The 24262-nt window shown below is 51.5% G+C and carries 19 protein-coding genes; 7 read left to right on the top strand and 12 right to left on the bottom strand.

Going from position 1 to position 24262, the window contains the following annotated elements; translation table 11 throughout:
- Positions 1-93: 93 nt before the first annotated feature.
- A complete protein-coding gene (locus CCY32_RS03405) occupies positions 94-1959 on the bottom strand; it encodes a choice-of-anchor I family protein (RefSeq protein ID WP_088329136.1) in 1866 nt (621 codons plus the stop codon).
- 409 nt (positions 1960-2368) lie between these two features.
- Between CCY32_RS03405 and CCY32_RS03400 the strand changes: the two genes are divergently transcribed.
- Entirely contained in the window at positions 2369-3232 is an 864-nt protein-coding gene (locus CCY32_RS03400; RefSeq protein WP_088329135.1) for a hypothetical protein, read from the top strand.
- Positions 3233-3305: 73 nt separating this feature from the next.
- On the opposite strand, the gene lipA is transcribed toward CCY32_RS03400, so the two are convergent.
- From lipA to CCY32_RS03370, 6 genes are all read right to left on the bottom strand, one after another.
- The gene (gene lipA, locus CCY32_RS03395) at positions 3306-4268 is read right to left on the bottom strand and encodes a lipoyl synthase (RefSeq protein WP_088329134.1); all 963 of its coding nucleotides are present in this window, start codon (positions 4266-4268) and stop codon (positions 3306-3308) included.
- Complete coding sequence (gene lipB, locus CCY32_RS03390; RefSeq protein WP_088329133.1) at positions 4261-4908, bottom strand: lipoyl(octanoyl) transferase LipB; 648 nt, start codon at positions 4906-4908, stop codon at positions 4261-4263. The genes lipA and lipB overlap by 8 nt, the downstream gene beginning before the upstream one ends.
- A 3-nt stretch (positions 4909-4911) precedes the next feature.
- Positions 4912-5175, bottom strand: a complete 264-nt coding sequence (gene ybeD / locus CCY32_RS03385; RefSeq protein WP_088329254.1) for a DUF493 family protein YbeD — start codon at positions 5173-5175, stop codon at positions 4912-4914.
- Positions 5176-5335: 160 nt separating this feature from the next.
- Positions 5336-6940, bottom strand: a complete 1605-nt coding sequence (locus CCY32_RS03380) for an FMN-binding glutamate synthase family protein (protein WP_246840514.1) — start codon at positions 6938-6940, stop codon at positions 5336-5338.
- 305 nt (positions 6941-7245) lie between these two features.
- Positions 7246-8919, bottom strand: coding sequence for an asparagine synthase B (gene asnB, locus CCY32_RS03375; protein WP_088329132.1), 1674 nt, complete (start codon positions 8917-8919; stop codon positions 7246-7248).
- Between the two features lie 356 nt (positions 8920-9275).
- Positions 9276-10898 carry a M28 family metallopeptidase gene (locus CCY32_RS03370; protein ID WP_088329131.1) on the bottom strand — a complete coding sequence of 541 codons (1623 nt, stop codon included), beginning with the start codon at positions 10896-10898 and terminating at the stop codon, positions 9276-9278.
- A gap of 168 nt (positions 10899-11066) precedes the next feature.
- On the opposite strand from CCY32_RS03370, the gene CCY32_RS03365 reads away from it, so the two are divergent.
- Entirely contained in the window at positions 11067-11921 is an 855-nt protein-coding gene (locus tag CCY32_RS03365; RefSeq protein ID WP_088329130.1) for a DUF3025 domain-containing protein, read from the top strand.
- 6 nt (positions 11922-11927) lie between these two features.
- Here CCY32_RS03365 and CCY32_RS03360 read toward each other — a convergent pair whose 3' ends face one another.
- Complete coding sequence (locus CCY32_RS03360) at positions 11928-12632, bottom strand: YIP1 family protein (RefSeq protein ID WP_088329129.1); 705 nt, start codon at positions 12630-12632, stop codon at positions 11928-11930.
- Between the two features lie 130 nt (positions 12633-12762).
- Between CCY32_RS03360 and CCY32_RS03355 the strand changes: the two genes are divergently transcribed.
- Positions 12763-13548 carry an ATP-binding cassette domain-containing protein gene (locus tag CCY32_RS03355; protein ID WP_088329128.1) on the top strand — a complete coding sequence of 262 codons (786 nt, stop codon included), beginning with the start codon at positions 12763-12765 and terminating at the stop codon, positions 13546-13548.
- Position 13549: 1 nt separating this feature from the next.
- A complete protein-coding gene (locus CCY32_RS03350) occupies positions 13550-14743 on the top strand; it encodes an ABC transporter permease (RefSeq protein ID WP_088329127.1) in 1194 nt (397 codons plus the stop codon).
- Between the two features lie 286 nt (positions 14744-15029).
- Here the strand turns inward: CCY32_RS03350 and CCY32_RS03345 are convergent, their stop codons facing one another.
- The 3 genes from CCY32_RS03345 to gloB all read right to left on the bottom strand — a co-directional run bounded on the left by CCY32_RS03345 (position 15030) and on the right by gloB (position 18858).
- Entirely contained in the window at positions 15030-16019 is a 990-nt protein-coding gene (locus CCY32_RS03345) for an ion transporter (RefSeq protein ID WP_246840513.1), read from the bottom strand.
- 270 nt (positions 16020-16289) lie between these two features.
- Positions 16290-17948: a LysM peptidoglycan-binding domain-containing protein gene (locus CCY32_RS03340; RefSeq protein ID WP_088329126.1), complete on the bottom strand. Its 1659-nt coding sequence runs from the start codon at positions 17946-17948 to the stop codon at positions 16290-16292.
- A 142-nt stretch (positions 17949-18090) separates the two neighbouring features.
- A complete protein-coding gene (gene gloB / locus CCY32_RS03335) occupies positions 18091-18858 on the bottom strand; it encodes a hydroxyacylglutathione hydrolase (RefSeq protein WP_246840512.1) in 768 nt (255 codons plus the stop codon).
- 155 nt (positions 18859-19013) lie between these two features.
- Between gloB and CCY32_RS03330 the strand changes: the two genes are divergently transcribed.
- Both CCY32_RS03330 and CCY32_RS17430 read left to right on the top strand, forming a co-directional pair.
- Positions 19014-19760, top strand: coding sequence for a methyltransferase domain-containing protein (locus CCY32_RS03330; RefSeq protein ID WP_088329124.1), 747 nt, complete (start codon positions 19014-19016; stop codon positions 19758-19760).
- A 91-nt stretch (positions 19761-19851) separates the two neighbouring features.
- Positions 19852-20943 carry a methyl-accepting chemotaxis protein gene (locus CCY32_RS17430; RefSeq protein ID WP_088329123.1) on the top strand — a complete coding sequence of 364 codons (1092 nt, stop codon included), beginning with the start codon at positions 19852-19854 and terminating at the stop codon, positions 20941-20943.
- Between the two features lie 124 nt (positions 20944-21067).
- Here CCY32_RS17430 and metG read toward each other — a convergent pair whose 3' ends face one another.
- Complete coding sequence (metG, locus tag CCY32_RS03320; RefSeq protein WP_088329122.1) at positions 21068-23101, bottom strand: methionine--tRNA ligase; 2034 nt, start codon at positions 23099-23101, stop codon at positions 21068-21070.
- An 85-nt stretch (positions 23102-23186) separates the two neighbouring features.
- Here metG and apbC point away from each other — a divergent pair, with 85 nt between their 5' ends.
- Positions 23187-24245, top strand: a complete 1059-nt coding sequence (gene apbC, locus CCY32_RS03315) for an iron-sulfur cluster carrier protein ApbC (RefSeq protein ID WP_246840511.1) — start codon at positions 23187-23189, stop codon at positions 24243-24245.
- Positions 24246-24262: the final 17 nt, after the last annotated feature.

Below are 24262 nucleotides of genomic sequence, written 5' to 3'. Positions count from 1 at the left end.
AACAAAGTGAAGTGGCGACGAAGCCATGAGAGTAGCATATATTTTTCGTGCTGAGGAGACAGAGGCCGCTTATGCAGCCTCTGTCAGGGGGGCTTACTCGACTTCAGTCACCTGATAGACAGTGACGGTGCCGCTGACTTCGTTGCCAATCAACAACAAGGCATTACCATTGGGACTGTTGTCGGCAGACACAAACTTTATGCTTTCCGGACCCAGGTCGCCGGCATTGGCAACCTGCTCGCAATCCATGCCTTCTGCTTCGTCGCAGGGGTCAGCCAGGTCATCATCCAGCTCAAAGGAAAGATTGAAGTCCCGGTTGTTGTAGTGGCTGACAAAGGTGGCCTGGAATGGGTTGGTGACGTCATACACAAACAGATCACCGGAGCGTTCCTGGCCGATAAACGCATAAGTGCGGCCTTCAATCTCGCCCACATCAATGGCTTCGGGTTCACCGCCTTTGTCATCTGAGCGGTTATCCCCTTTGTTCTCGGTATGGGCGCTATTGAAATCATTGCCCAGCACTGCTGCGGTGATTTTTTCAAATTCATCCCCGGAGTCATAGACCAGATTGATATTCTGATCCCAGATAGAGAAAGAGCGGGCGCCATAGGCATACAGTGCTTCATACACACCGTCCTGGTCAGCATCACCCAGCACCGTGGTAACTTTCAGTCGACCCAGGCCATCATCACCGCCGGTTTCATCATAAAGGGCCTGCAAGGATGTGGAGAGTTGCATATTCAGTTCATCCGGATCGATGATGTCTTTGACCCGAACTTCTTCGGAATAGGCATCCCAGTCCCGCGAGTCCCCTTCGTTGGCAGACACAATAAATGTGGCACCATTCCACTGATACGCGGCGATGGAGTCGGGCTGATACATGCCGTATACCCCGGGCAAGCGGCGAAATGCGGGAACTTCATCCTTGTTGGTAAAGTCAATGTCATAGTCCGCCCAGTCTTTGAAACCCAGCGCTTTGACTTCGATGGTCATGTTTTCAAGATCGAGAATGCCAATGGCATTATTGTCCTGCAAAGAGACAAAGGCTCTGTGATTGTCAGCATCTACCGTGATGTACTCTGGCTCCAGATCCTGAGCGACGGTGGTACCATCCGGGCCGGCAAATTTAACGCCCGCCTGATTCAGTAAGGCCCGTCTTTCGGCCTCGGTGTCGTAGTCTTCACTGTCCAGCAGATCGCTACTGAAGATCATATCCGTTGTCAGATTAATGGTCTGTGCCAGGTCAGCAGGCACACCGTCATTGACCGCGATCACAGAAACAGAGCCTTCAGGATCGACTGCGTAATCGGTGTCGGGCTCTCCCTCATTGGCTACCAGCACGGTAGTGCCATCGTGGGTAAATGTGATCATGTCGGGCAGGGCACCGGCGGCGACAGCCTTGATAAAGGTGCCTTCACCTAAGGCATCCAACTGATAAAACAAGACGGCACCAGTGGCAGTTTTCTCAGCACCGGCAACGGCGATGGCCAACATATCGCCACTAATGGCAAGAGAGTTAGCCTCACCCAGGGCCAGTTCCGAGGTGGTCCCCTCACTGTTGGCCACACTGACACTGGCAGGAAAGGTAAAGGCCACAGAAGAGAGGCTCTCATCATTTAACGGATTACCCACGGCGGAAGTAGGAATCGCAGCCAGTGAAATCACCTCAATCTGATTGGCGTCGGCATTAATGGCAAAGGCAGAAGATGAGGTACGATGAAACTGAACAATTTCTGCTGCAGATTTACCGTAAACGCCGGTGGCAAAACGTCCCACCACGTCGATACGCAGGTCACGGGGCAGTCCCTTACCCGTTTCACCCGCAGGCCCTTGCTCGCCAGTGGGACCCTGTTGTCCGCTTGGGCCCTGTGCACCCTGTTCTCCATCATCGCCCTCAAGGGCACAACCGCCCAGTACGGTCATTAATGACAGGGCGAGCAGTGAGTGTTTGAATTTCATAGTGTTTTCCTTGTGTTATGTGATCCCACAAGGATACGTCGGGATAGATTGCAGACCGATGACTGACAGATGACGATACGGTGATGCTTTTATGACGAACATGCAAAGAGGCAAGGTTCAGCGTACCGGTGCCTGTCAAGTGAACTTGCCGACAAACTACTGTACCTGGCTCGAACTTATCTATAAGTATTATTGTGTTTTCAATCACATAGGAAAAGACTCCTGTTCAAACCAGGGGTATTGTGAAACGTCAGTAGTGTTCAGCAGAAAAGACTACAAAAAGGCACTTTCCGGGAAAGGATTGCACCTTTCCTAAAGCTAACTATGCTCTTTAAGTCCTGATGAGATGATTAACCTATCATAACAGTAGTTCCGGACAGGCATTTAGATAATTAAAGAGGAACCACAAATGAAAAAATTAGTCTTACCCGGCCTGCTGACAACCTGTGCACTGACCGCTGCGCCTCTGATGGCAAATGACTTCTCTGACCATCGTGTTGTGATGACCACGATTGAGTTTTTAACAACCGGTGAAAATGGAATGGCAGGCGGTATCGAAATTCTGCGTAAAGATTTGGGTAACGGACAGTTGACCCAGGATTTCGTTTACGATGATCCTCGTTCAAGCTGGAGAACCGGTCCTGGGGTTCATTACGGGATTAAAACAGGAAACCTGACTGATGATGTAAATGTATCGGACGAAGTTGGCAGTATGCGGCTTGCTGTAGATACCTGGGATGCTCAGGGTTGCTCTAATATGATGTTGGTGGAAAATGCCGTGGATCCGGTATCACAAGGACTTGTTCAGAAGTTTTTTAATACGGGGATCATTGATCTCAGCCTCACCGAGGCGGACGTTACCCAGGTGGGTTTTCTGGGAGGCGCAGATTTTCCCTATTTTGCGGCAAACACTAATGTACTTGGCGTTGCATTTACACTCAGTTGGGTAGATGGTAGTGGCAATCTCACCGACATTGATACTAATGGTAAAGCGGATGTGGCGGTTCGTGAAATCTACTACAACGATGATTTTGAATGGTCAGATGCTGAAATCGCGCCCGATGGCACCATTGATTTTCCGACTGTCGCTATTCACGAAATGGGGCACGGTTTCTCTATGGCCCACTTTGGCATGATCGCACGCAAGAAAGGCGAATTGGTGGCGCATCCACGGGCGATTATGAATGCCATCTACGGAGGACAACTGCGTGAGCCGACCGGAAGAGATAAGGGCAGTCATTGTGCAAATTGGGCGCAGTGGCCCAATAACTAATCACTTATCAGAAACGCTAAAGCAATAAAAAGCCCGGCAGATGCCGGGCTTTTTCGTATTAAAGATGCAAGGCCTACTTGACTTCGTCGCCGGCGGCCTGGCGGTCGGCGTGATAGCTGGAGCGCACCAGTGGACCACAGGCAGCATGAGTAAAGCCTAATTCATAAGCGCGTTCACGCAGTGCATCAAACTCACTCGGATGGACATAGCGCTTCACCGGGAAGTGATGGCGGCTGGGCTGCAGGTATTGTCCCAGGGTCAGCATATCGACATCATGATCGCGCAAATCTTTGAGCACCACTTCCATTTCCTGCTGATCTTCGCCCATGCCCATCATCAGGCCAGACTTGGTCAGGATATCCGGATGCTGTTGTTTGAATTTCTTAAGCAGTTCCAGTGACCATTTATAGTTGGCACCGGGACGACACTCACGATAAAGCCGGGGAATGGTTTCCAGATTGTGATTAAACACATCAGGAACGCCGTTTTTGAAGATCTCCAGGGCCCGGTCCATGCGGCCGCGAAAATCCGGTACCAGCACTTCAATTTTGGTGGCCGGACTGTGCTGGCGAATGGCATTGATACAGTCAACGAAATGCTGTGCACCGCCATCACGCAAGTCATCGCGATCCACCGATGTGATCACCACATATTTTAATTGCATCTCGGCGATGGTTTTTGCCAGCTTTTCAGGTTCTTCAGCACTGGGAGGCAACGGCTTACCATGAGCCACGTCACAGAACGGGCAGCGACGTGTACAGATGTCACCCAGAATCATAAAGGTGGCGGTGCCGTGATTAAAGCACTCGGAGAGGTTCGGACAACTGGCTTCCTCACACACTGAATAAAGACCGTTTTTGCGCAGGGTTTGTTTGATCTGATCCACCCGTTCCGTAGAGCGGGGTAGTTTGATCTTGATCCACTCAGGTTTGCGCAGCATTTCTTCCCGCTCGGTTGGAACGATGGTTACGGGAATGTGTTTTACCTTGTCTTCGTCGCGAAGTTTTACCCCCGCCTGAACGCGTGCTTTAGTCATCAAAACCTTCTCGATACTCTGTGTGTTCAATTTCTAACTGACGGCAGAACGCTGCAATCAACTGCTGACCTGCCTCGGCCAGATTTTCCGGACCGCCTAGCGCGGCAGAGTGTACCATTTCAAGTCCGGCATAGCCGCACGGATTGATCCGGGCAAAGGGGGATAAATCCATATTGACGTTCAGCGCAAGGCCATGAAAAGAGCAGCCTTTGCGGATACGCAGTCCCACTGAACAGATTTTTTTACCGTCCACATAGACTCCGGGGGCATCGGCTTTGGGGTAGGCATCAATGGCGAATGGCTGCAAAGCCTCCACTACCGCCTGCTCCAGTGCCGTTACCAGATCTCGCACGCCAATCTTGCGCCGCTTGAGGTTCAGCAGTACATAGAGCATTTGTTGACCGGGACCATGATAGGTAACCTGCCCACCCCGATCGACCTTGACCACCGGTATATCTCCGGGCGCCAGCAGATGCTCTTCTTTTCCGGCCTGTCCCTGGGTAAACACCGGGTTATGTTCTACCAGCCACAATTCATCGGCCGTATCCAGGGTACGGTTATCGGTAAAATTCTGCATGGCCTGCCATATGGGTTGATAGTCCTGGCGGCCCAGTTGGCGAACAATCAGCGGTGGTGACACGGCTTAGAGTACCACCCGCACCAATTCCAGTTTGCCCAGTTCGATGTAGATGGTTTCCATGTGCTCTTTGCTGGTCACTTTCACATCTATGGAAACGGAGTGATAGTTGCCCTTACTGCTGGGACGAATATTGGGGTTGTAATCGTCAGGGGCGTGCTCCTGAAGACAGGATACCACTTGTTCGGGCAACTGCTCATGGGCAATGCCCAGCACCTTAAAGGTCTGGTAACAGGGAAAGTCCAGCAGCTCATCAAAACGGGTATCCATTAACAACTCCAACACAGTCAATAACAAACGCTTATTGGGGATGGCCACGCCTGATTTCAAGCAATGCAGTGCCATGCCATTTCATGGCGCTGATTATACCTTAAGGCATACCTGGCGCCCAGCCTTCACGCACAGACGAAGGCACATCGACTGTACAGTTTTAGTGGCTTAGATATGCCTCTGGCATAAATTGTTCTGCACAGGCTTCCTGCAAATAAGTAGAAAAGGCTTCCGGGTAGGGCTTGCTGAGAAAGCTGCCTGATTTTGGTGAGGGGTATAACTGATCGAAGCGCAGTGCATGCTGATGATCAACCCGGCGAAAGACGTGACTGCGGGTGATGAGTCCAGGGCTTTTAAGACCACATGAGGAGGCCATGTCAACGGCAGCATGCAGGGTTTCTTTATGGTAGCGGGCCACCCGCTGCCCCTTGTCGGTAACATCCAGGCCGCGGATTAACCGCTTATCCTGAGTGGCGATCCCGGTGGGGCAGCGATTGGTGTTGCACACCAGTGACTGCACACAGCCCAGTGCCAGCATCATGCCCCGGGCACTGTTACAGAGATCCGCACCCAGTGCCAGCGCGCGCATCATATGGAAAGCGGAAAAAATTTTGCCTGAAGCAATAATCTTGATCTCATCGCGCAGTCCAAAACCGGTTAAACAATCCGCCACAAATGCGATGCCATCACGCAGGGGCATACCCAGGGAGTTGCTGTATTCCAGCGGCGCTGCGCCTGTGCCACCTTCACCGCCATCTACAGTGATAAAATCCGGGGTGATGCCGGTTCTGATAATGGCTTTGCAAATGGCCATGAATTCACTCTGGCGGCCCACACAAAGTTTTATGCCGACCGGTTTACCGCCACTGAGTTGCCTGAGCTGCTGAATAAATTCCAGCATCTCAATGGGCGTTGAAAAGGCATGGTGGGCCGACGGAGAGATCACATCCTGATGCGGCTCAACCAGGCGAATACGGGCAATTTCTTCTGAGTTTTTACCTGCTGGCAATATGCCACCATGACCCGGTTTTGCGCCCTGAGACAATTTCACTTCGATCATTTTAACCTGTTCGAGGCGGGCTTTTTCCTGGAAATGCTCGGCATTGAAACTGCCATCGGCGTTACGACAACCAAAATAACCTGTACCGATTTGCCAGACCAGATCACCGCCATGACGCAAGTGATAATCAGAAATCGCGCCTTCTCCGGTGTTATGGCTGAAGCCTCCGAGCTTCGCTCCTTTATTCAGTGCCAGAATGGCATGATTGCTCAGGGCACCGAAACTCATGGCAGAAATATTTAGCAGGCTTGCCTGGTAGGGCAAGGTGCATTGGGCTGAGCCGATAAGAACGCGGGGATGTGGATCAAGATGCTTGATGTTCAGCGCCGCAATGGAATGACCTATCCATTCGTAGCCCTCAGTGTAGGTATCCAGCCGGGTACCATAGGGCAGAGAGTCAAGCACACCTTTTGCGCGCTGGTAAACGATGGAGCGAAACATTCTGCTGATAGGGGTGCCATCCAGATCAGATTCGACCAGATATTGGCGCACAAAGGGACGCAGGGATTCCATAATCCAGCGAGCCCGTCCAATTAACGGGAAGTTGCGCAAAATGGTATGGCGGGTCTGAAACATATCATGAAGACCCACCAACAGAGTCAGCGCTGGCAATAACCCTAACCATCCGCACCAGGGCCATTTCAGCCAGAGTAGAGCGATCAGACCAAAAAGGACCAAGTGAACAATAAAAAACATCCAGTGCATTATCTGACCCTCCTGTGCAGTGTTACAGAGTAATCGGGATTGCTTATTAAGCCAAGTGCTCTGCCTTTGAACACGAAGGGGAACAATCGTTTTTTTCACAGAGTACGGCTATCGGTGGTGTCAGCCCGGGTTATCCGCTCTGTGACCCGTGTGACTCTGTCAGTACGATCTTGAGTGCTCTGTTGAGTTTTTGTAGAGCGTTGGGTGCGTTGTCTTACGGAGGGTTAGCCAGGGGAGGGGTAGAATCAGCAAAAAGGTAAAACAGCGGCGGCCATAACAGTATTACGGCCGTCGCTGCAGATTGTTTACTCGGCGCTGCTTGAATGCACACCTTTCATGGAGCGCCCGGAAGGGTCGGCCATACTGGCAAAACTTTCATCCCAGGCCAGAGCTTCCACTGTGCTACAGGCGATGGATTTGCCGCCGGGCACACAGTTGATGGCACTTTCCTGAGGGAAATGCTGTTCAAACAGGGTGCGGAACAAATACCCTTCCTTTGTATCCGGAGTATTGACCGGGAAGCGGAACCCAGCGGTTTGCAGTTGTTGGTCGGTCACCTGGGTCTGGGCGTAATCTTTAATAGAGTCAATCCAGGAATAACCCACACCGTCACCAAACTGCTCTTTCTGACGCCACAGCACCTCAGCGGGCAGGTATTCGCCATTATCGAAGGCTTTACGCAGTACCCACTTTTCCATGCGACCGTCTATACACATCTTATCTTTGGGATTAAGGCGCATGGCCACATCCATAAAGTCTTTGTCCAAAAACGGAACCCGCGCCTCGACGCCCCATGCCGACGTGGACTTGTTTGCGCGCAGGCAGTCAAACATGTGCAGGCGATCCAGTTTGCGCACGGTTTCTTCGTGCAGCTCTTTGGCGTTGGGGGCCTTGTGGAAATACAGGTAGCCACCAAAAATTTCATCTGAACCTTCGCCGGAAAGCACCATCTTGATGCCCATGGCTTTGATTTTACGCGACATCAGGTACATGGGCGTGGCCGCCCGAATGGTGGTGACATCGTAGGTTTCAAGGTTGTAAATCACATCCTTGATCGCATCCAGACCTTCCTGAATGGTGAAGTGAATTTCATGATGTACGGTGCCAATCATGTCGGCGACTTTACGCGCCGCGAGTAAATCCGGTGCGCCTTCCAGACCAACAGCAAAGGAGTGTAAGCGTGGCCACCAGGCCTCTGATTGATCCTCATCTTCTACCCGTTTTGCGGCATATTTAGCGGCAATGGCAGAAACCAGAGAGGAGTCGAGGCCGCCTGAAAGCAAAACCGCGTAGGGCACATCAGACATCAGATGTGACTTTACGGCTTTTTCAAAGGCAACTTTCAGATCTTCAAGATTCGTGGTGTTGTCTTTGACCGCATCGTACTGCATCCAGTCGCGCTGGTAGTATTTTTTCAGTTCCCCGGTTTTACTCCACAGATAATGACCCGGAGGAAACTCCTTGATGGTTTTGCACACCGGCGACAGGGCTTTCAGCTCAGATGACACATAGAAATTGCCGTGTTCATCGTAACCGGTGTAAAGGGGAATAATACCGATATGATCGCGGGCAATCAGGTAGGCATCTTCGGCCTGGTCATAGAGCACAAAGGCAAACATCCCTTTGAGGTCGTCAATAAAGTTAACACCTTTTTGCTGATATAAAGGCAGAATCACTTCGCAATCAGAGTGGGTCTTAAACTCGTAAGGCGTATCCAGGGCCTGTTCAAGTTGCTTATGATTGTAGATTTCGCCATTTACGGCCAGGATTTGATTATTATCGGTACTTATCAGCGGTTGTGCGCCATTATCCAAATCGACAATAGCCAGACGTTCATGGCAAAGGATCGTATTATTATTATTCCAGATCCCTGACCAGTCGGGGCCACGATGGCGTAATAACTTGGACAGCTCCAAGGCTTTGGAGCGTAGCTCGGTGACATCCGTTTTGATGTCAAGAATACCGAATATACCGCACATAAATAAGGGTCTCTCCTGGCTGATTAATAAAGTGTCTGGCTCGCACAGACGTTGCTGTGCAGCCTGATATCGGAGGATATCTGTTTTGCATTTTCATTGAAAATGGTCTGGAATGAGTTACTAAATTGTGAAAAAACAGCTCTTTAGCAAAAAAATTCCGTGAAAGGGGGTTTTACGAAACATTCCTTTCAATCCAGACAATGCCAGCCCTGTCAAAAAATGCAAGATGATTGTGTAATAAAGTTACCGATTAAGGAATAAGATAGTAAGAAGTGAAGGGATAGGAGAGAGCAGGGAAGGTGAGGAGAAAGGTGGTGAGGCTCCTTGCACCTCTCCCCTTACTCCTCACTGATAGATCAGCGCTGGAATTCGCTGGTTGGATTCCAGGCAGGCCAGTCATCGCTGTTGGCAATGTCAAAACCCACTTCAAAGAACATGCGGGTATCCTGCTGTACGCCGCGGAAATCCCAGTTTTCGCGGAACTGGTCGCAGACCTGATGGTAGCATCCACGGGTGATCACCTGAGTACGCTTACGGTAGCGCGCAGTATCTTCATCCCAGGCTTCGGTGCCGCCTTTGGCATACAACGCCGGAACGCCTTTTTTAGCCAGGCTGAAGTGATCAGAGCGATAGTAATAACCCGCTTCCGGTCTGTCTTCACCCGTCAGATAACGGCCCTGGCGTTTTACTGCTTTTTGCAGGTAATCCTCAAGTTCGGATTTGCCCTGTCCAACGACCGCCACATCTTTGGTCCGCCCAAGAATATTCATGGCATCCATGTTCAGGTTGGCAACGGTTTTGTCTAAAGCAATCACCGGATGTTCGGCATAATAGGCTGAACCCAGCAAGCCTTGTTCCTCAGCCGTTACGGCCAGGAAAGTGACCGAGCGCTTGGGCCGTTGATTCAGATTGGAGAAGGCTTTGGCCATAGTCAGCAGCGCTGCGGTGCCGGTCGCATTGTCATGGGCACCGTTGTATATCTGATCGCCTTCGAGGCTTTCATCTTTGCCTAAATGATCCCAGTGCGCCGTATAGATAATGTGCTCGTCAGCATGCTCACGACCCGGCAGGGTGGCAATCACATTCTGACTCTCTGAACGCTTCAGCGTGCTGTTAACCTCGACCGATACGTTTAAGCCCAGTGCTTCGGCAGTAGGGCCTTGCAGGGCTTTCGCTTTCATTTGGGCAAAGTCTTTGCCCGCCTCGGCGAACAGTTTTTGTGCGGCATCTAAGGTGATCCAGCCTTCTACTGCTACCCGATCGGCATTGCCGTTATCGGTGACCAGTCCATATTGCGGACCACTCCAGCTGTTGGCAACCACAGACCAGCCATAGGAAGCCGGGGCCGTCTCATGGACGATAATGGCTCCTTCAGCACCCTGACGGCTCGCCTCTTCATACTTGTAGGTCCAGCGTCCGTAGTAAGTCATGGTGGTTCCCTGGAACTTGCCGCTGTCAGGGTTTTCAAAGCCCGGATCATTGACCAGAATGACCACGGTTTTGCCTTTTACATCCAGGCCGGCGTAATCGTTCCAGCCATACTCAGGGGCGTTCACACCATAGCCTACAAACACCAGTTCGGAGTCATTCAGGCTGACCTTTTCCTGTTCCTGGCGGGTACCGGCAACCATATCGGTTTTGTAGTTCAGAGTCTGGCTGCCCAATTGCATGGTCATGTCAGGATCGGCGGTGATTTCCAGTAATTTAACGGGCTGGAAAAAGCTGTCGCCATTGCCGGGTTGCAGGCCCAGGCGTTTAAATTCACTCACCAGGTAATCCAGGGTTTTTTCCTCGCCCACGGTTGTCGGAAGACGTCCTTCAAACTCATCGGAAGACAATACTTTGGTGTGCTGAGCCAGATCTTTGGCTTTAATCTGGTCATAGACCTGTTGAAAGTTGTTTCTGGGCGCGTCTGTACTGGTGCACCCCAGGGTGTATAACAGCGGAACGATCGCTGCACCTAGCAATTTAATTTTCATAGCATTCTCTCGTTGTCCGGACATTGGCCGTTGCATATGCATACCGCCGTCGTCCTCGGTGCCTGTTGCTGTACCTGCCAAACAATGGCGGTTTGGTTACAGCGCTTTTATTGTTATAAACTCCGCGCCAGTATAGGAAAATAACACCATGAAGACCAGACACCAGCTGTGATACAACCGTCAGACAAACCACAGAACAAGACCAGTCACCGTGATGGCTCCCGTCGTTTCAGCAACACGCTGCCAACGCGATGGCAAACAGAGGTATTCAACCGAGAGCCGCTGGCGCGACTACAGAGGTTATTTAACATCCAGGCGCTGGACACATGGCCGGATTGTGAGTGGCTTAATCAGGACAGCGCCGTGCCACATCGGTTTGTGGCACAGGATAGTCTGGATATGGGCGGACTGAGCTATGAAGCCTTTATTGCTCAGTACCGGCAGGTTCCGACCCGTACCCGCAACTGGCATGACTTATTTAACGCCCTGATCTGGCGTCAGTTTCCAAAAGCAAAAGCGGCTTTGAATGGGCTGCATATGCAAGACATAGATACCCACGGTGCCAATCGGCGTACACCCAGGCGTGACAGAATCACTCATTTTGATGAATGCGGCGTGGTCCTGGCATACAGTGACGCCCTGGTCCCGGCGTTATTGGCGGATCACCAGTGGCATCAGGGATTTGTTACTCATCGCCAGCAATGGGGGAAAACGGTGCAGGCATTTAATTTTGGTCATGCCAATGATGAGATGCTGCTCAACCCCTATATCGGCCTGACAGGCAAGTGGCTGGGGGTACAGGTGGCGGCGCACTTTTTTGAGGCTTCCTGTAGCTTGTCGGAACAGCTGACCATGCTGGATAGTGCATTGCAAGAACGTTTAACAGAAGAAAACTGTCTGGCCCAGAAAGGCCATCTTCATCCCTTGCCACTATTGGGGGTGCCCGGCTGGTGGCAGGCCAATCAGCAGCCGGATTTCTATCAGAATCGCGCCTATTTTATGCCCAAACGCCGTGCCCGCTGAGGCGAATCAGATGGCCGCCGAGATCGCCCAAATGCTCCATACCAGCAAATAGGGGAAGGCGGCAATCAGCCAGCTATTGTTAGATTTGATTCGCGTCCACTGACTGATCCCCGCTGCCAGTAAGTAAATCGTCCAGAAGCTTTCCAGTCGAACACTCTGCAAAAGACTGTACCAGTCAGAACTCATCGGCAGATTCAGCCAATAGGCCAGTGAGGTGACATTGAGCGCCTCCGGCGGAAGCTGATCGGTGGAACTGAAAGAGATCACCAGCAGACTGAGCACCGCGCCAATGACGCCAGGCAGGGCTACCCACCAGGTCATGCCATACCAGTCACCGTAACTGTGCACGTTTTCAGAATCCATTCTGGTCATCAGGTTCAGGTACAGCGCCAGCACTGCATTGACGAGAATCATGCCAATAGCTGCAAACAGCAATGTCAGGGTTATCATATTGGACCGGGTCATTCCGCTGCGAGCGACATCTTTCTCAGCTGGGCTGACATCTGCCATGGTCTGATTGATGATCATGTCCTGATACCAGTTGATATCGACACTGGAAAAGTATGCATAGGCCGGCAGTGTGCTGATGATTACCAGTAAAAAGAAAGGCACCCAGGACCAGTTATTGGCACTCGCCAGGCGGGCAAATACCGGATTGGGACGAAATAGTACGTCACGACAGGCCTGTAATGGATTGGTAATATCGCGCATTCAAACTCCTTGTTTATCAATATGCTGACGCTTGGAGGGACATTGTTACAAATTTTGTTTGAAAAAACCCGCACTATAAAGGTAATTTGTACCTGGCGGTTTATGCGATAAATCAATGGAATACATAATAATGATAGAGATAAACGGACTAGCGAAAAAGTTTGCGGTAGCCAACCCGAAAAAACTCAGTGAGCAGGAGAAAAAAGATCCTCGTCTGAAAGGGCGCTTTTTTCATTCTGTGGAAGATGTGAGTTTTAGTTGTGAAGCCGGGCAGGTGCTGGGCTTGCTGGGCCCCAATGGCGCCGGTAAAACCACAACATTGCGCATGCTCTCTACTGCCATTAAGCCAAGTGCGGGCAGTCTGATGGTGAAAGGGGTAGACGTGCTGGCCAATCCGATTCAGGCACGCCGTAAACTCGGTTTTTTGTCAGGCTCGACCGGACTGTACGGCCGATTAAGCGGGCGCGAAAATATCAGCTACTTTGGTCGTCTTCACGGAGTCAGTGAGGACGACATCGGTAAGCGTATTGACGAGCTGGCTGATTTACTCGACATGCACAGCTTTCTTGACCGCAGGTGTGAAGGCTATTCCACGGGCATGAAGCAGAAAGTGTCCATAGCCCGGGCGGTCATCCACCAGCCCGAAGCCGTTATTCTTGATGAGCCCACCACGGGCCTCGATATTATGGCCACCCAGACGGTACTGAATTTTATCCGCAGCCTGAAAAAACAGGGAATTCCGGTGATTTTTTCCACCCATCACCTGGACGAGGTGGATGAGTTGTGTGACAGCGTAACGGTAATTGATAAGGGGCGTACCCGGTTCAATGGCAGTCTCGCTGATTTTAAAGGCCTGTCTACCGGCTCCATGCACGAATCCTTTATGGCTACCCTCACAGAACAAGGAGCGCACTGATATGTGGTTAGTGTTTCGTAAAGAGCTGATGGAACTATTGCGGGATCGCAAGACCCTGTTTTTTATGATTGCCATGCCTATTTTGCTGTTTCCACTGATCATTGGTGTCGTGGGATTTTTTACCAGCAAAGCCATGGATGAAGCCCAGAGTAAAGTGCTCAAGTACAGCATCGTGGGCGCGCAATATGCCCCGCAGATTGCCGATGCGCTGCGTGAAAGCGATGACTTTAAGCTCATTGAGACTACTGCAGATGAAGAGCTGGTTGCAGCCATTCGTGCTGAGACTCTGGATTTTGCCCTGCGCATTCCGGATAACTACGCCAAACCCTTGTTAGAGGGCGGTCAGGCGAAAGTGGAGCTGGTGTTGAATGACGCCGGGCTGAATATGATTCAGCAGCGCCTTAATAAAATCATCGATGAAGAAATTGCCCGCAAGCGCAAGCAGGCTTTCTCTGAGCTGGGGCTTGCTGATTTGCAGCAGGATGCGCTATTGGAGCCGGTGGTGATCGACAAACAGGATGTGGCCGATAAACGAGAAAACTGGGGTGAGAAAGTGGGCGGTCTGGTGCCCTATATCCTGTTTATATTGTGTCTTCAGGGCGCCATGTACCCCGCTACTGATATGGGCGCTGGGGAAAAAGAGCGCGGCACCCTGGAAACTCTGCTGATATCGCCCATCGAGCGTCATCATCTGGTGTTGGGAAAATTTTTCACCATTGCCCTGGCCGGCGTCACTTCGGCGCTGATTACCGTTGCCAGTATGGCGATCTGGGGGCTGGTGTTAGGGCAGGGGATGGCCATCACCTTTGTGAGCGAGTTTATGGCCTCAATCGGTGCCATCGACTTTGTATTGATGTTTCTGATGCTGATCCCCATCGCGGCGATATTTGCATCCTTGCTGCTGAGCCTCTCGGTGTATGCGCGCAGCTTTAAAGAAGCACAAAGTTACATGGGGGCGGTGGTGTTTGTGGTGATTATGCCCATCATTCTGGCCACCTTACCGGGTGTAGACCTGGATGGCGGCTGGGCCTGGGTGCCCATCACTAATGTGGCACTGGCGATCAAAGAGCTGATTAAAGGGACGATGGATTACTACGCCCTGATTGCCATTTTTGCCTCCACGGTGGCTATCGCCGGCGCGTTTATCGCCTTCAGCATTTTCTGGTTTAACCGCGAGAAAGTGCTATTCCGGTAATAGAGTGAGGAGAAAGGGGCAAAGAGTGAATGCTCCTGACTCCTCATTATACAAAGGTCACCGGATTGCCGCCAACCACATGCGGTAATGACAGCGTCTTAGCTTATCTGCGTTGTCGCCATTTTTACCTTGAGTCATATCCGCGAAGGCGGATATCCAGTGCCATTAATTCTTTTTTTCGCAACAGTTTATTGCCGAAAAGACACAGCGGATACAGTGCAAAAGATGCGAGGAGCAGGAGAGCTCAGGTGCTTTTCCTCACACCTGTCTTTTTACCCCTCACTCATTAAAGCCGTGTTTTCCAGTTCTGGTGGGAAACATGGCTTTTGAGCAGTTCAAGGCATTCATCCACCACGTTGATCATTTCCTGATCCAGCCGTTCTTCTTCACTGTTATCGGGCAGGCCATGGCTGATTAAACTGTCTATTTTTTCCGGTGTCACGTCTAATAGCAGGTTGATCACTGACTGAATGACAATATCGGTAACGGCGTTTTCAAGCAGCTTTTCAATGCCGCTGCCTACAACCGGCACCATCTTCAGGGTGGAGACCTGTTTGTTATTGCGCACTGCCCGACCAACGCTGTCTCTGACGTGTTCACGTAAGGTCGTGCCCACCTGCATATCTTCGATGGTATGGCCTGAGTGCACGGCCAGCGAGGCAATCCAGTTGCAGACAATGGGTTTGCGGGTGGCCAGCACCTGAGTACTGATTTCATCCAGCAAAGGTGAGCCACGGCGAAGATCTTCCTGGGCGTCAGTCAGCACTTTAGCGACGATGCGATCGCTGAGTTCTTCCACAAATACATCGTAGTAAAAGGCGATAAAGCGGTATGGGGCGCTCTGTCGAATATCAATAATCTGGTATTTCTGCAGCCTGTAGATAATGGAAAACACACGCAGGAAGCGTAAAAATCGTGCGCCCCCCACAGGAATACAGCCCACCAGATCGTACCAATGGATAAACGGGTAGAAATACCAGCGCAGGTAGTCTTTGTTGCGCACCGCCACAAACCAGCGCACAACAAACTCGGTTAAAAATATGGCCACAAACACCAGGTCAATCAGAATGAAGTTGGCATGAATGGGCTTGTACCACTCCAGTAGTGCCGGTGAGAGTTGATTGAGATTCTGGCGAATCAGATCGGTGGCGTAGAGCGAGTCAAAGAGAATGAGCCCGAGATTCAGCACCAGCAGCCCCAGCATAAAAAAGTCCAGGGCAATCCAGGCGCCCTGATGACTTTCCCGTAACCGTTTAAGGCTGAAGTTAAACATCATTGTGTGAGGTGAGAGGCGCCAGGGGGGAGGAGATAGATAGTGTTAACCGTGGTGCCGGGCTTGTCCCGGTACCTTTGTCGGCTTGCTGAGGAATAACGCTATCTTCCAAGAACACACTCATCTCCTGTATTCACCTGCCACCGCAAAAAGCGAACGGCCTTTAAACGCAGCGCTGCAGAGAATCTGACAGGCCAATCTGAACCGGCTCTGCAACGTTATGTCCTGGCGCGCGATCAGGCTTTCAACTGATAACGGAATACTGACAACGACCTAGATTCTTGTCACATCCACATAGATCTTCAATTTCTGGCCAGGTTGCAGGTATTTGCTGCGATTAAGCTGGTTCCAGCGCTCAATGTCGTTAATACGAACATTGAATTTACCGGCAATGCGGGCAAGGGAGTCGCCGTTACGGACCGTGTAGGTCAGCGAGCGCATGACCGCCGAGTCGGACTGGGCCGGAGACACTTTATTGACCCAAATAACCAGCTCTTGTCCGGGCATCAGCGGATCGGTAGGCGCCATACCATTCCACTTGGCCAGACTGCGTAGATTGACCTTATATTTGCGACTGATTTCCCACAAGCTGTCACCCCGAATGACCGTATGACTCAGCTTATGCGAAGCTCTGGGTTGCGATTGCGTCTGGGCCAGACGCTGTCCCTCAGAAAGGCTGTAGCTCTCAAGGGATTTCAGCGCCACGGGCACTAACAGATGGTCACCGGCACGGATCATATTGCCGCGGATTTCATTGACCTGACGGATGACATCCACTTCGGTATGGTACTGCTTTGCCAGTTTCAGCAGGCTGTCGCCGCTTTTTACTTTGTGTCTGACCCAATTAAGGCGCTTGGAGTCATCGATTTCGTTGAGCGCCAGCACAAAGTCATCGGCCTTTTCACTTGGAAGCAATAAGGTGTGTTCGCCTTTGGGGTCGGTCGCCCAGCGGTTATAACCCGGATTGAGTGCGTGCAGCTCTTTAAGGCTCAGGCCAGCGAGATCCGCGGCCAATGCCAAATCAATCTGCGAGCCTACATGTACCAGGGTCGTGACCGGTTTATTCTCGATAGGCAGCCACTGTGCATTGAACTGATCGGCATTTTTCAGAATATTCGCCAGTGCCAGCAGTTTGGGCACATAGGCACGGGTTTCACGAGGCAACTCCAGCGACCAAAAATCGGTGGGTTTGTTTTGCCGTTTGTTCTTACGGATGGCACGCTGTACGCGGCCTTCGCCACTGTTGTAGGCGGCCAGTGCATGCAGCCAGTCGCCATCGAAGAAGCGATGCAGATATTGCAGGTATGCCATGGCGGCGCGGGTAGAGGCCATCACATCGCGGCGTCCGTCGTACCACCAGTTCTGGCGCAAGCCAAAGCGTTTGCCGGTTTCCGGAATAAACTGCCACATTCCCGCCGCTCGACCATGAGAATAGGCGAACGGATCAAAGGCACTCTCGACAATCGGTAATAAGGCCAGCTCCATGGGCATCTGTTGTTTTTCAATTTCCTCAACAATCAGATACAAAAAGGGGGCAGCCCGCTTGCTGACTCTGTCCATATACTCAGGATGTTTGAGGTACCAGTTTTGCTGCACGTTGACTCGTCGGTCATCAGGAACATGGAAGTGCAATTGCTGACGAATGCGCATCCACAGGTTGGTGATTTCCTGCACCTCTTCCGGTTGGTCACTGATTTCTGGCTTAGGCTCAATAGGAGTGGCAATGTCTTCCACCGGGTGGGTAATGGGAATAGTACCTTCCTGGGCATTGGCACAGGTATCGGCGTCGTGCTCCTGGGCATCGCAGCCTTTAATGACACTGGCGGCGACTTCCAGCTCATTCTCGACCTGCTTTTCTGAATGGCTGATATCCTGGGTGGACATACAGGCGCTGAGCCCGATAACGGGGAATAAAAGGAACAGTTTCTTCATATGCACACGGCTTCTCTGTTTTTGTTATCTGTTTTTCCGCGAATTGGATACAGGCGGTGCTGTGCACTTAACGCGCGTTTCAAGTCACTGGCGTGCCTGTGTCGCAGTGTATCACGTTTACCGATAATCCCTATTGTATCGGCTAAAAATTGTCTTTCCAGTGGCGAATTTCAGCAAAAATCTTTTCCGCATCATCAGGGGCACAGCCTGTGCGCTCGCTTACCCGTTGCGCCACCCTTTGCACATGAGCACGCAAAAACGGATTGATGCGTTTTTCTTTTTCCATTTGTGATGGCAGTGTCGGGCGCCGCTTCGCACGTTGTTGCTGTGCCCAGTGCTGATAGCGTTTAAGGTCGTCATTGTCGGGCTCTACCTGCAGGGCAAAATCCAGATTGGCCAGCGTGTATTCATGGGCACAATACACGGCCGTGTTCTCAGGTAATGCGGTGAGCTTATTTAATGACCTGAACATTTGTCCGGCGGTACCCTCAAACAGCCTGCCGCATCCGCCGCTGAACAGGGTGTCACCACAAAAGAGGCCCACCTTGGCGTTAAAAAAAGCGATATGATCAAGCGTATGGCCGGGCACTTCCAGCACGCGGAACGATTCACTCAGGCCATCGGGCTTGCAGGTGTCGCCCTCTTTGAGCGAATGGGTGATCTGTGTAATGGTTCTGGACATGGGGCCAAATACGTTGATGTCAGGGTAGCGGGCCACTAAGGCATCTAACCCATTGGTATGGTCCCAGTGATGATGGGTTATCAGAATATCGGTCAGCGTCAGGCCTCGCTCATCCAGCAGCTGCAATACCGGCTCGGCGTCTCCGGGGTCGACCACAGTGCAGCGGTTTTCTTCAATCAGACACCAGATATAGTTATCTTTAAAGGCTGAAACAGGCAATACTTCCATTGGCATTCCTCCTGACAAAGGATGATAGGTTTGTTCTGTGACTGGTACTTTTCACCAATTACCGGCAAGCTAAGGCCTCTGATACTATACAAAGTAGCCATGATGACAATAGCATCCCTTAAAACCTCTTACATGCGGAGAGTGTCGGCGTAACCATGAAACCGGCATTACTTTCCCGACAGCCCCGCTATCCTGCTAACTGGGAGGCCATTCCCTGCGGACAGGCAACGCGGCAGTTGATTGAACAGACATTGGCACCAGGCAGTCGGCACTGGTTTGGCTATCATCTGGTGAAGTTAGGGGCGCTGAGCGCCGCGCTGCAGTTGCCCGACTGTCCCATTCAGCACCAGGTCGGTATTACCCTGAAACAGGCACAAGATAGTCTGGTGATGGCCAATTCCCGCTCCTTACCCTTATTAAAGCGCAGTATTGATGCTCTGATTCTGAGTTTTGAACTCGATTTTGCCCAGGATCCTCATCAGATTCTGCGCGAAGCCAATCGGGTGATGATGCCCGACGGACACCTGGTTATCATTGGATACAATCCATTTAGCCTGGCCGGACTGGCTAAATATTTGCCCTGGCGCCGGGATAGCTTATTGCACGATGCGCGCTGTTTTTCCACGGTGCGTATTAAAGACTGGCTGCACCTGTTGGGGTTCGAGATCATTGAGGAACATGGACTGGTACACAGTGAACTGTTGTTTGAACGCAGCCTGCACCCACAGAGTAAGTGGCAACGCTGGGCATCACGTTACTGCCAGTGGATGGGCTCGGTGTATATTGTGGTGGCGAAGAAGCGAGAAATCCCGCTCTCACCGCTGAAGATGAAGTGGAAGCCTAAAGCGGCATTTAATCCCGCCGGGGCAGGCTTACCCACCAGCAGAGTGTCATCCCGATAATGCTGATTTAAGGCATAAAATTATTGCCGAAATAAGAAAAATCGCCGATAAATAACAATCGTGATCAATAGTTTAATGCCGGTACCTGAAGATGTTTGGACTCTTTAGCAATAAAACAAGTGAACAGGATCTACACAAACTCAAATCGCTGGGGCAGGAAAACCAGCACCTGCAACAGCGTATTGCTGAACTGGAACAACAACTGGCCGATGCGAAAAGCCACGCTGCTGAACAGCAAAAGGGTATGGATGGCAGCCGCCAGATTAGTGATATCTGGCTGGCCGGGCAGAGCCACGTAAAAGGCGTTCGCGATGCGCTGTATACCACTGCTGATACGCTGGCCCACGAAAAAGAGCGTCTTACTGGCAATGAGCAGATTTTTGCTGATTCTGCTGAGATTCTGGATGATACCGTATCTGGATTGAACCAGATTGACGAAATCGCCGAGAAAGGGGTGAGCCATGCCACGGAGCTCTCTACGTTGGCCGGGAATATCAGTAACTTTGTGGTCGTGATCAACTCCATTGCAGAGCAAACCAACCTGCTGGCATTGAATGCCGCCATTGAAGCTGCCCGGGCCGGTGAAAGCGGTCGCGGTTTCGCCGTGGTCGCGGAAGAGGTGCGCAACCTGGCGATGCGGGCCTCTGAGTCCACCAAAGAAATCAATAACCTGGTGGAAAAAATTGAGGCCGGTACGCGCAGCATTGAAGCCAACATCAATGACGTATCGCAGCAATCCAGAAACCTGGTGGAAAATACCGGCCAGGTGAGAGAAAAAGTCAGCAATGTGCTGGAGATGTCACATTCCATGCGTGAAGTGATTAACCTGACCGCTGAGCGCGCCTTCTTATCCACCACTCAGCTTGATCACCTGGTGTTTAAAACCCAGGTTTATGACGGGCTGCTGGGCAGTGGTCACGTTAAAAGCAGTGAGCTGGCCGATCATCATCAGTGTAATCTGGGACGGTGGTATCAGGGGGAAGGAGCGAAGAAATACGGTAGCAGCAGTGACTTTAAAGCCCTGGACTCGGTACACCGCAAAGTTCATGAAGCGGGCAAATCCGCCCTTCAGGATGGCGCTGGTGGTGTCAGTGAGGCCACCTTAGCCAAATTGCGGCAAATGGAAGAAGCCAGTGAAGAAGTGATGATGCTGATTGACCGATTGGCGAATAGCAGCGGATAACAGCTATCAGGGAGCAGTGATCATACGTCAGCCACGCAGCCCGGATAAAGCGAAGCATCATCCGGGGCGCCTGCAATGAGCTTCGCTACTTACTGGCTACAACAACTGACAGCTGATAGCTTTATTATTTTACCCGCATGCCAGGCTGAGCGCCTTCGTGTGGCTCCATGATCCACAGGTCTTTACCACCGGGGCCGGCAGCCAATACCATGCCTTCGGATAACCCAAAGCGCATTTTACGCGGGGCCAGGTTAGCGACCATTACCGTGAGTTTCCCTTCCAGACTGGCCGGATCATAGGCGGATTTAATTCCCGCGAAGACCTGTTTGGTTTCACCACCGAGATCGAGCTGTAATTTGAGCAGCTTGTCGGCGCCTTCCACGTGTTCGGCTTTGGCAATTTTGGCGATACGCAGGTCTATTTTGGCAAAGTCATCGAAGCTGATGGTCTCACTGATAGGATCCTTACTCAGTTCGCTATCGACCGGCGGCGCATCGTTGTTGGTGGCCTGCAGGTTTTCTTTTGATGCTTCAATCATGGCATTGACCTTATCGCTGTCGACCCGCTGTAGCAGGGCTTTGAATTTACTGATTTTATGATTAGTGAGCAGATGCTGACTGCTGTCCCAGTTGAGGGTGTCATTTAAGAAGGCTTCGGATTTTTCCGCCAACTCAGGCAGCACAGGTTTGAGATACACCATCAGAATGCGGAACAGGTTGATGCCCAGTGAACACACCTCATGGGTAAACTGCTGCTTGGATTCGTCTTTGATGGTGACCCAGGGGGCCTGTGCATCAATATACTGGTTGGCTTTGTCGGCCAGACGCATGATCTCGCGAATTGCGCGGTTATACTGGCGCTTCTCGAAGGCCTCCGCGATTCCGGTGGAGGCCTGCTGGAACTCGGCGACCAGTTGAGGCTCAGCGACATTCTCTGACAAGGTGGCATCAAACTTCTTGTTGATAAAACCGGCGCAGCGGCTGGCGATATTGACCACTTTACCCACCAGATCCGAGTTTACCTTGGAGATAAAGTCATCAAAATTCAGATCGATGTCCATGACGCCATCGGAGAGCTTGCTGGCAAAGTAATAGCGAAGATACTCTGGGTTCAGATGGTCCAGATAGGTACGCCCCTTGATAAAGGTGCCCTTGGATTTGGACATTTTGGCGCCGTTTACGGTGACAAAACCATGCACATTCACGCCAGTAGGCTTTCTGAAACCTGCGCCTTCGAGCATGGCAGGCCAGAACAGGCAGTGGAAATAGGTAATGTCTTTGCCGATAAAGTGATACAGCTCGGCGTCGGAATCAGCATTCCAGTACTCATTAAAATCAATATTGTGCTGGTCACAATAGTGTTTAAAGCTGGCCATATAGCCTACTGGCGCATCGACCCAGACATAGAAAAACTTGCCCGGTGCACCGGGAATTTCAAAGCCAAAGTAGGGCGCATCACGGCTGATATCCCATTGTTGCAGCCCCTCGGCAAACCATTCCTGCAGCTTGTTGGCCATCTCTTCCTGAATGGCTCCGCTTCTCAGCCAGCCTTTGAGCATATCTTCAAACTGCGGCAGGTCGAAGAAATAGTGTTCAGAATCTTTCAGTACCGGAGTGGCGCCGGAGACCACCGAACGGGGGTTAATCACCTCTGTTGGGCTGTAGGTGGCACTGCACACATCACAGCTATCCCCGTTCTGGTCTTCCGCGCCGCAGCTGGGGCAGGTGCCTTTGACAAAGCGATCCGGCAGGAACATTTCTTTTTGTGGATCATAAAGCTGGCTGATCACCCGTTTGCTGATGTAACCGGCATCATCCAGACGCTGATAGATCAGCTCCGAAAGCTCACGGTTCTCCGGAGAGTGGGTGATGTAATAGTTGTCGTAATTGACATGAAAGTCACACAGATCCTGATGATGCTCCTGGCGGGTTTGCTCCACCATGTCTTCGGGGCTGATACCCAGCTCCTGGGCTTTGAGCATGACTGGCGTGCCGTGGGCATCATCGGCGCACACGCTGTAACATTGATGACCACGCAGGCGCTGAAACCGGGTCCAGATGTCGGTCTGAATATGTTCCAATAGGTGGCCGAGATGAATCGAGCCATTTGCGTAGGGAAGTGCACTGGTCACCAGAATTTTGCGTTGCGAGTCTGCCATAGCCGCCTTAAGTGTTATCATCATTTAAGAGGCGCAGATGGTACCCAAATCTGGCCCTGAATGCACCATCTTATAGGATACAGACGTGTTTTTTAGTTCCCGAAAATCTGAACAGGACATGGCCGGACTCGATCAGTTACTGGCCCGCTTCTTTGACCTTAATCCAGAACAAACCCGGCGCTGGATTGCCAGAAACGGTAAAAGCTATGAGATTAACCTGCCGTTTGCGTGTCATTCGCAACGCTCGGCGCTGCAATCAGCCCTTGAAGAGGCCGCTCCCGGTCAGCAACTGAAGATAACCCAGAAAATCGCCTTTAGTGGCGATGCGCGCCGCCCTCAGCGACAAATCCGTAATCTGATTGCTGTTGCCTCGGGTAAAGGTGGGGTGGGTAAATCCACCACCACGGTGAATCTGGCCCTCGCACTGGCCAAAGAGGGGGCCAGGGTAGGGATTCTGGACGCCGATATTTACGGGCCTTCCATTCCCATTATGCTGGGCAATCCGCATCAGCAACCAAAGACGGAAGATAACAAGCATATGCAGCCACTAGAGGCACTGGGCCTGGTGGCTAACTCTATTGGTTATCTGGTACCTGAAGACGATGCGGCGGTGTGGCGTGGCCCCATGGCCAGCAGGGCCTTGGAGCAATTACTCAATGAAACCCTGTGGCCCGAGCTGGACTATTTGCTGATTGATATGCCACCGGGCACCGGCGATATTCAGCTGACGCTGGCGCAAAAAGTGCCGGTTTCCGGTGCGGTGGTGGTGACTACTCCACAAAATGTTGCCCTTGCCGATGCCACGAAAGCCATCGCCATGTTTAACAAGGTTCAGGTGCCGGTACTCGGTGTGGTTGAAAACATGAGTTATCACCAGTGCGTAAACTGTGGCTATCAGGAACATTTGTTTGCACAGGGTGGCGGTGAATGCATCAGTAAGCAACATCAGGTGCCCTTACTGGGGCAGATCCCACTGGACATTCATATTCGCGAATACACGGATTTAGGCCAGTCACTAATTAGTGAACAACCTGACAGCCCGATTGCGGATGCCTATGGGCATACGGCGCGGGTACTGGCAAAACAGCTGTACCTTTCAACCCTGAAACAACCCCAGGCTATCGATGTGTCTGTACAACGTTAGTCAGCATTTAAGTCGTC

It is taken from the genome of Lacimicrobium sp. SS2-24, from assembly GCF_002201535.1.
Classification (GTDB): domain Bacteria; phylum Pseudomonadota; class Gammaproteobacteria; order Enterobacterales; family Alteromonadaceae; genus Lacimicrobium.
This window is presented reverse-complemented; position numbering and strand designations above follow the sequence as displayed.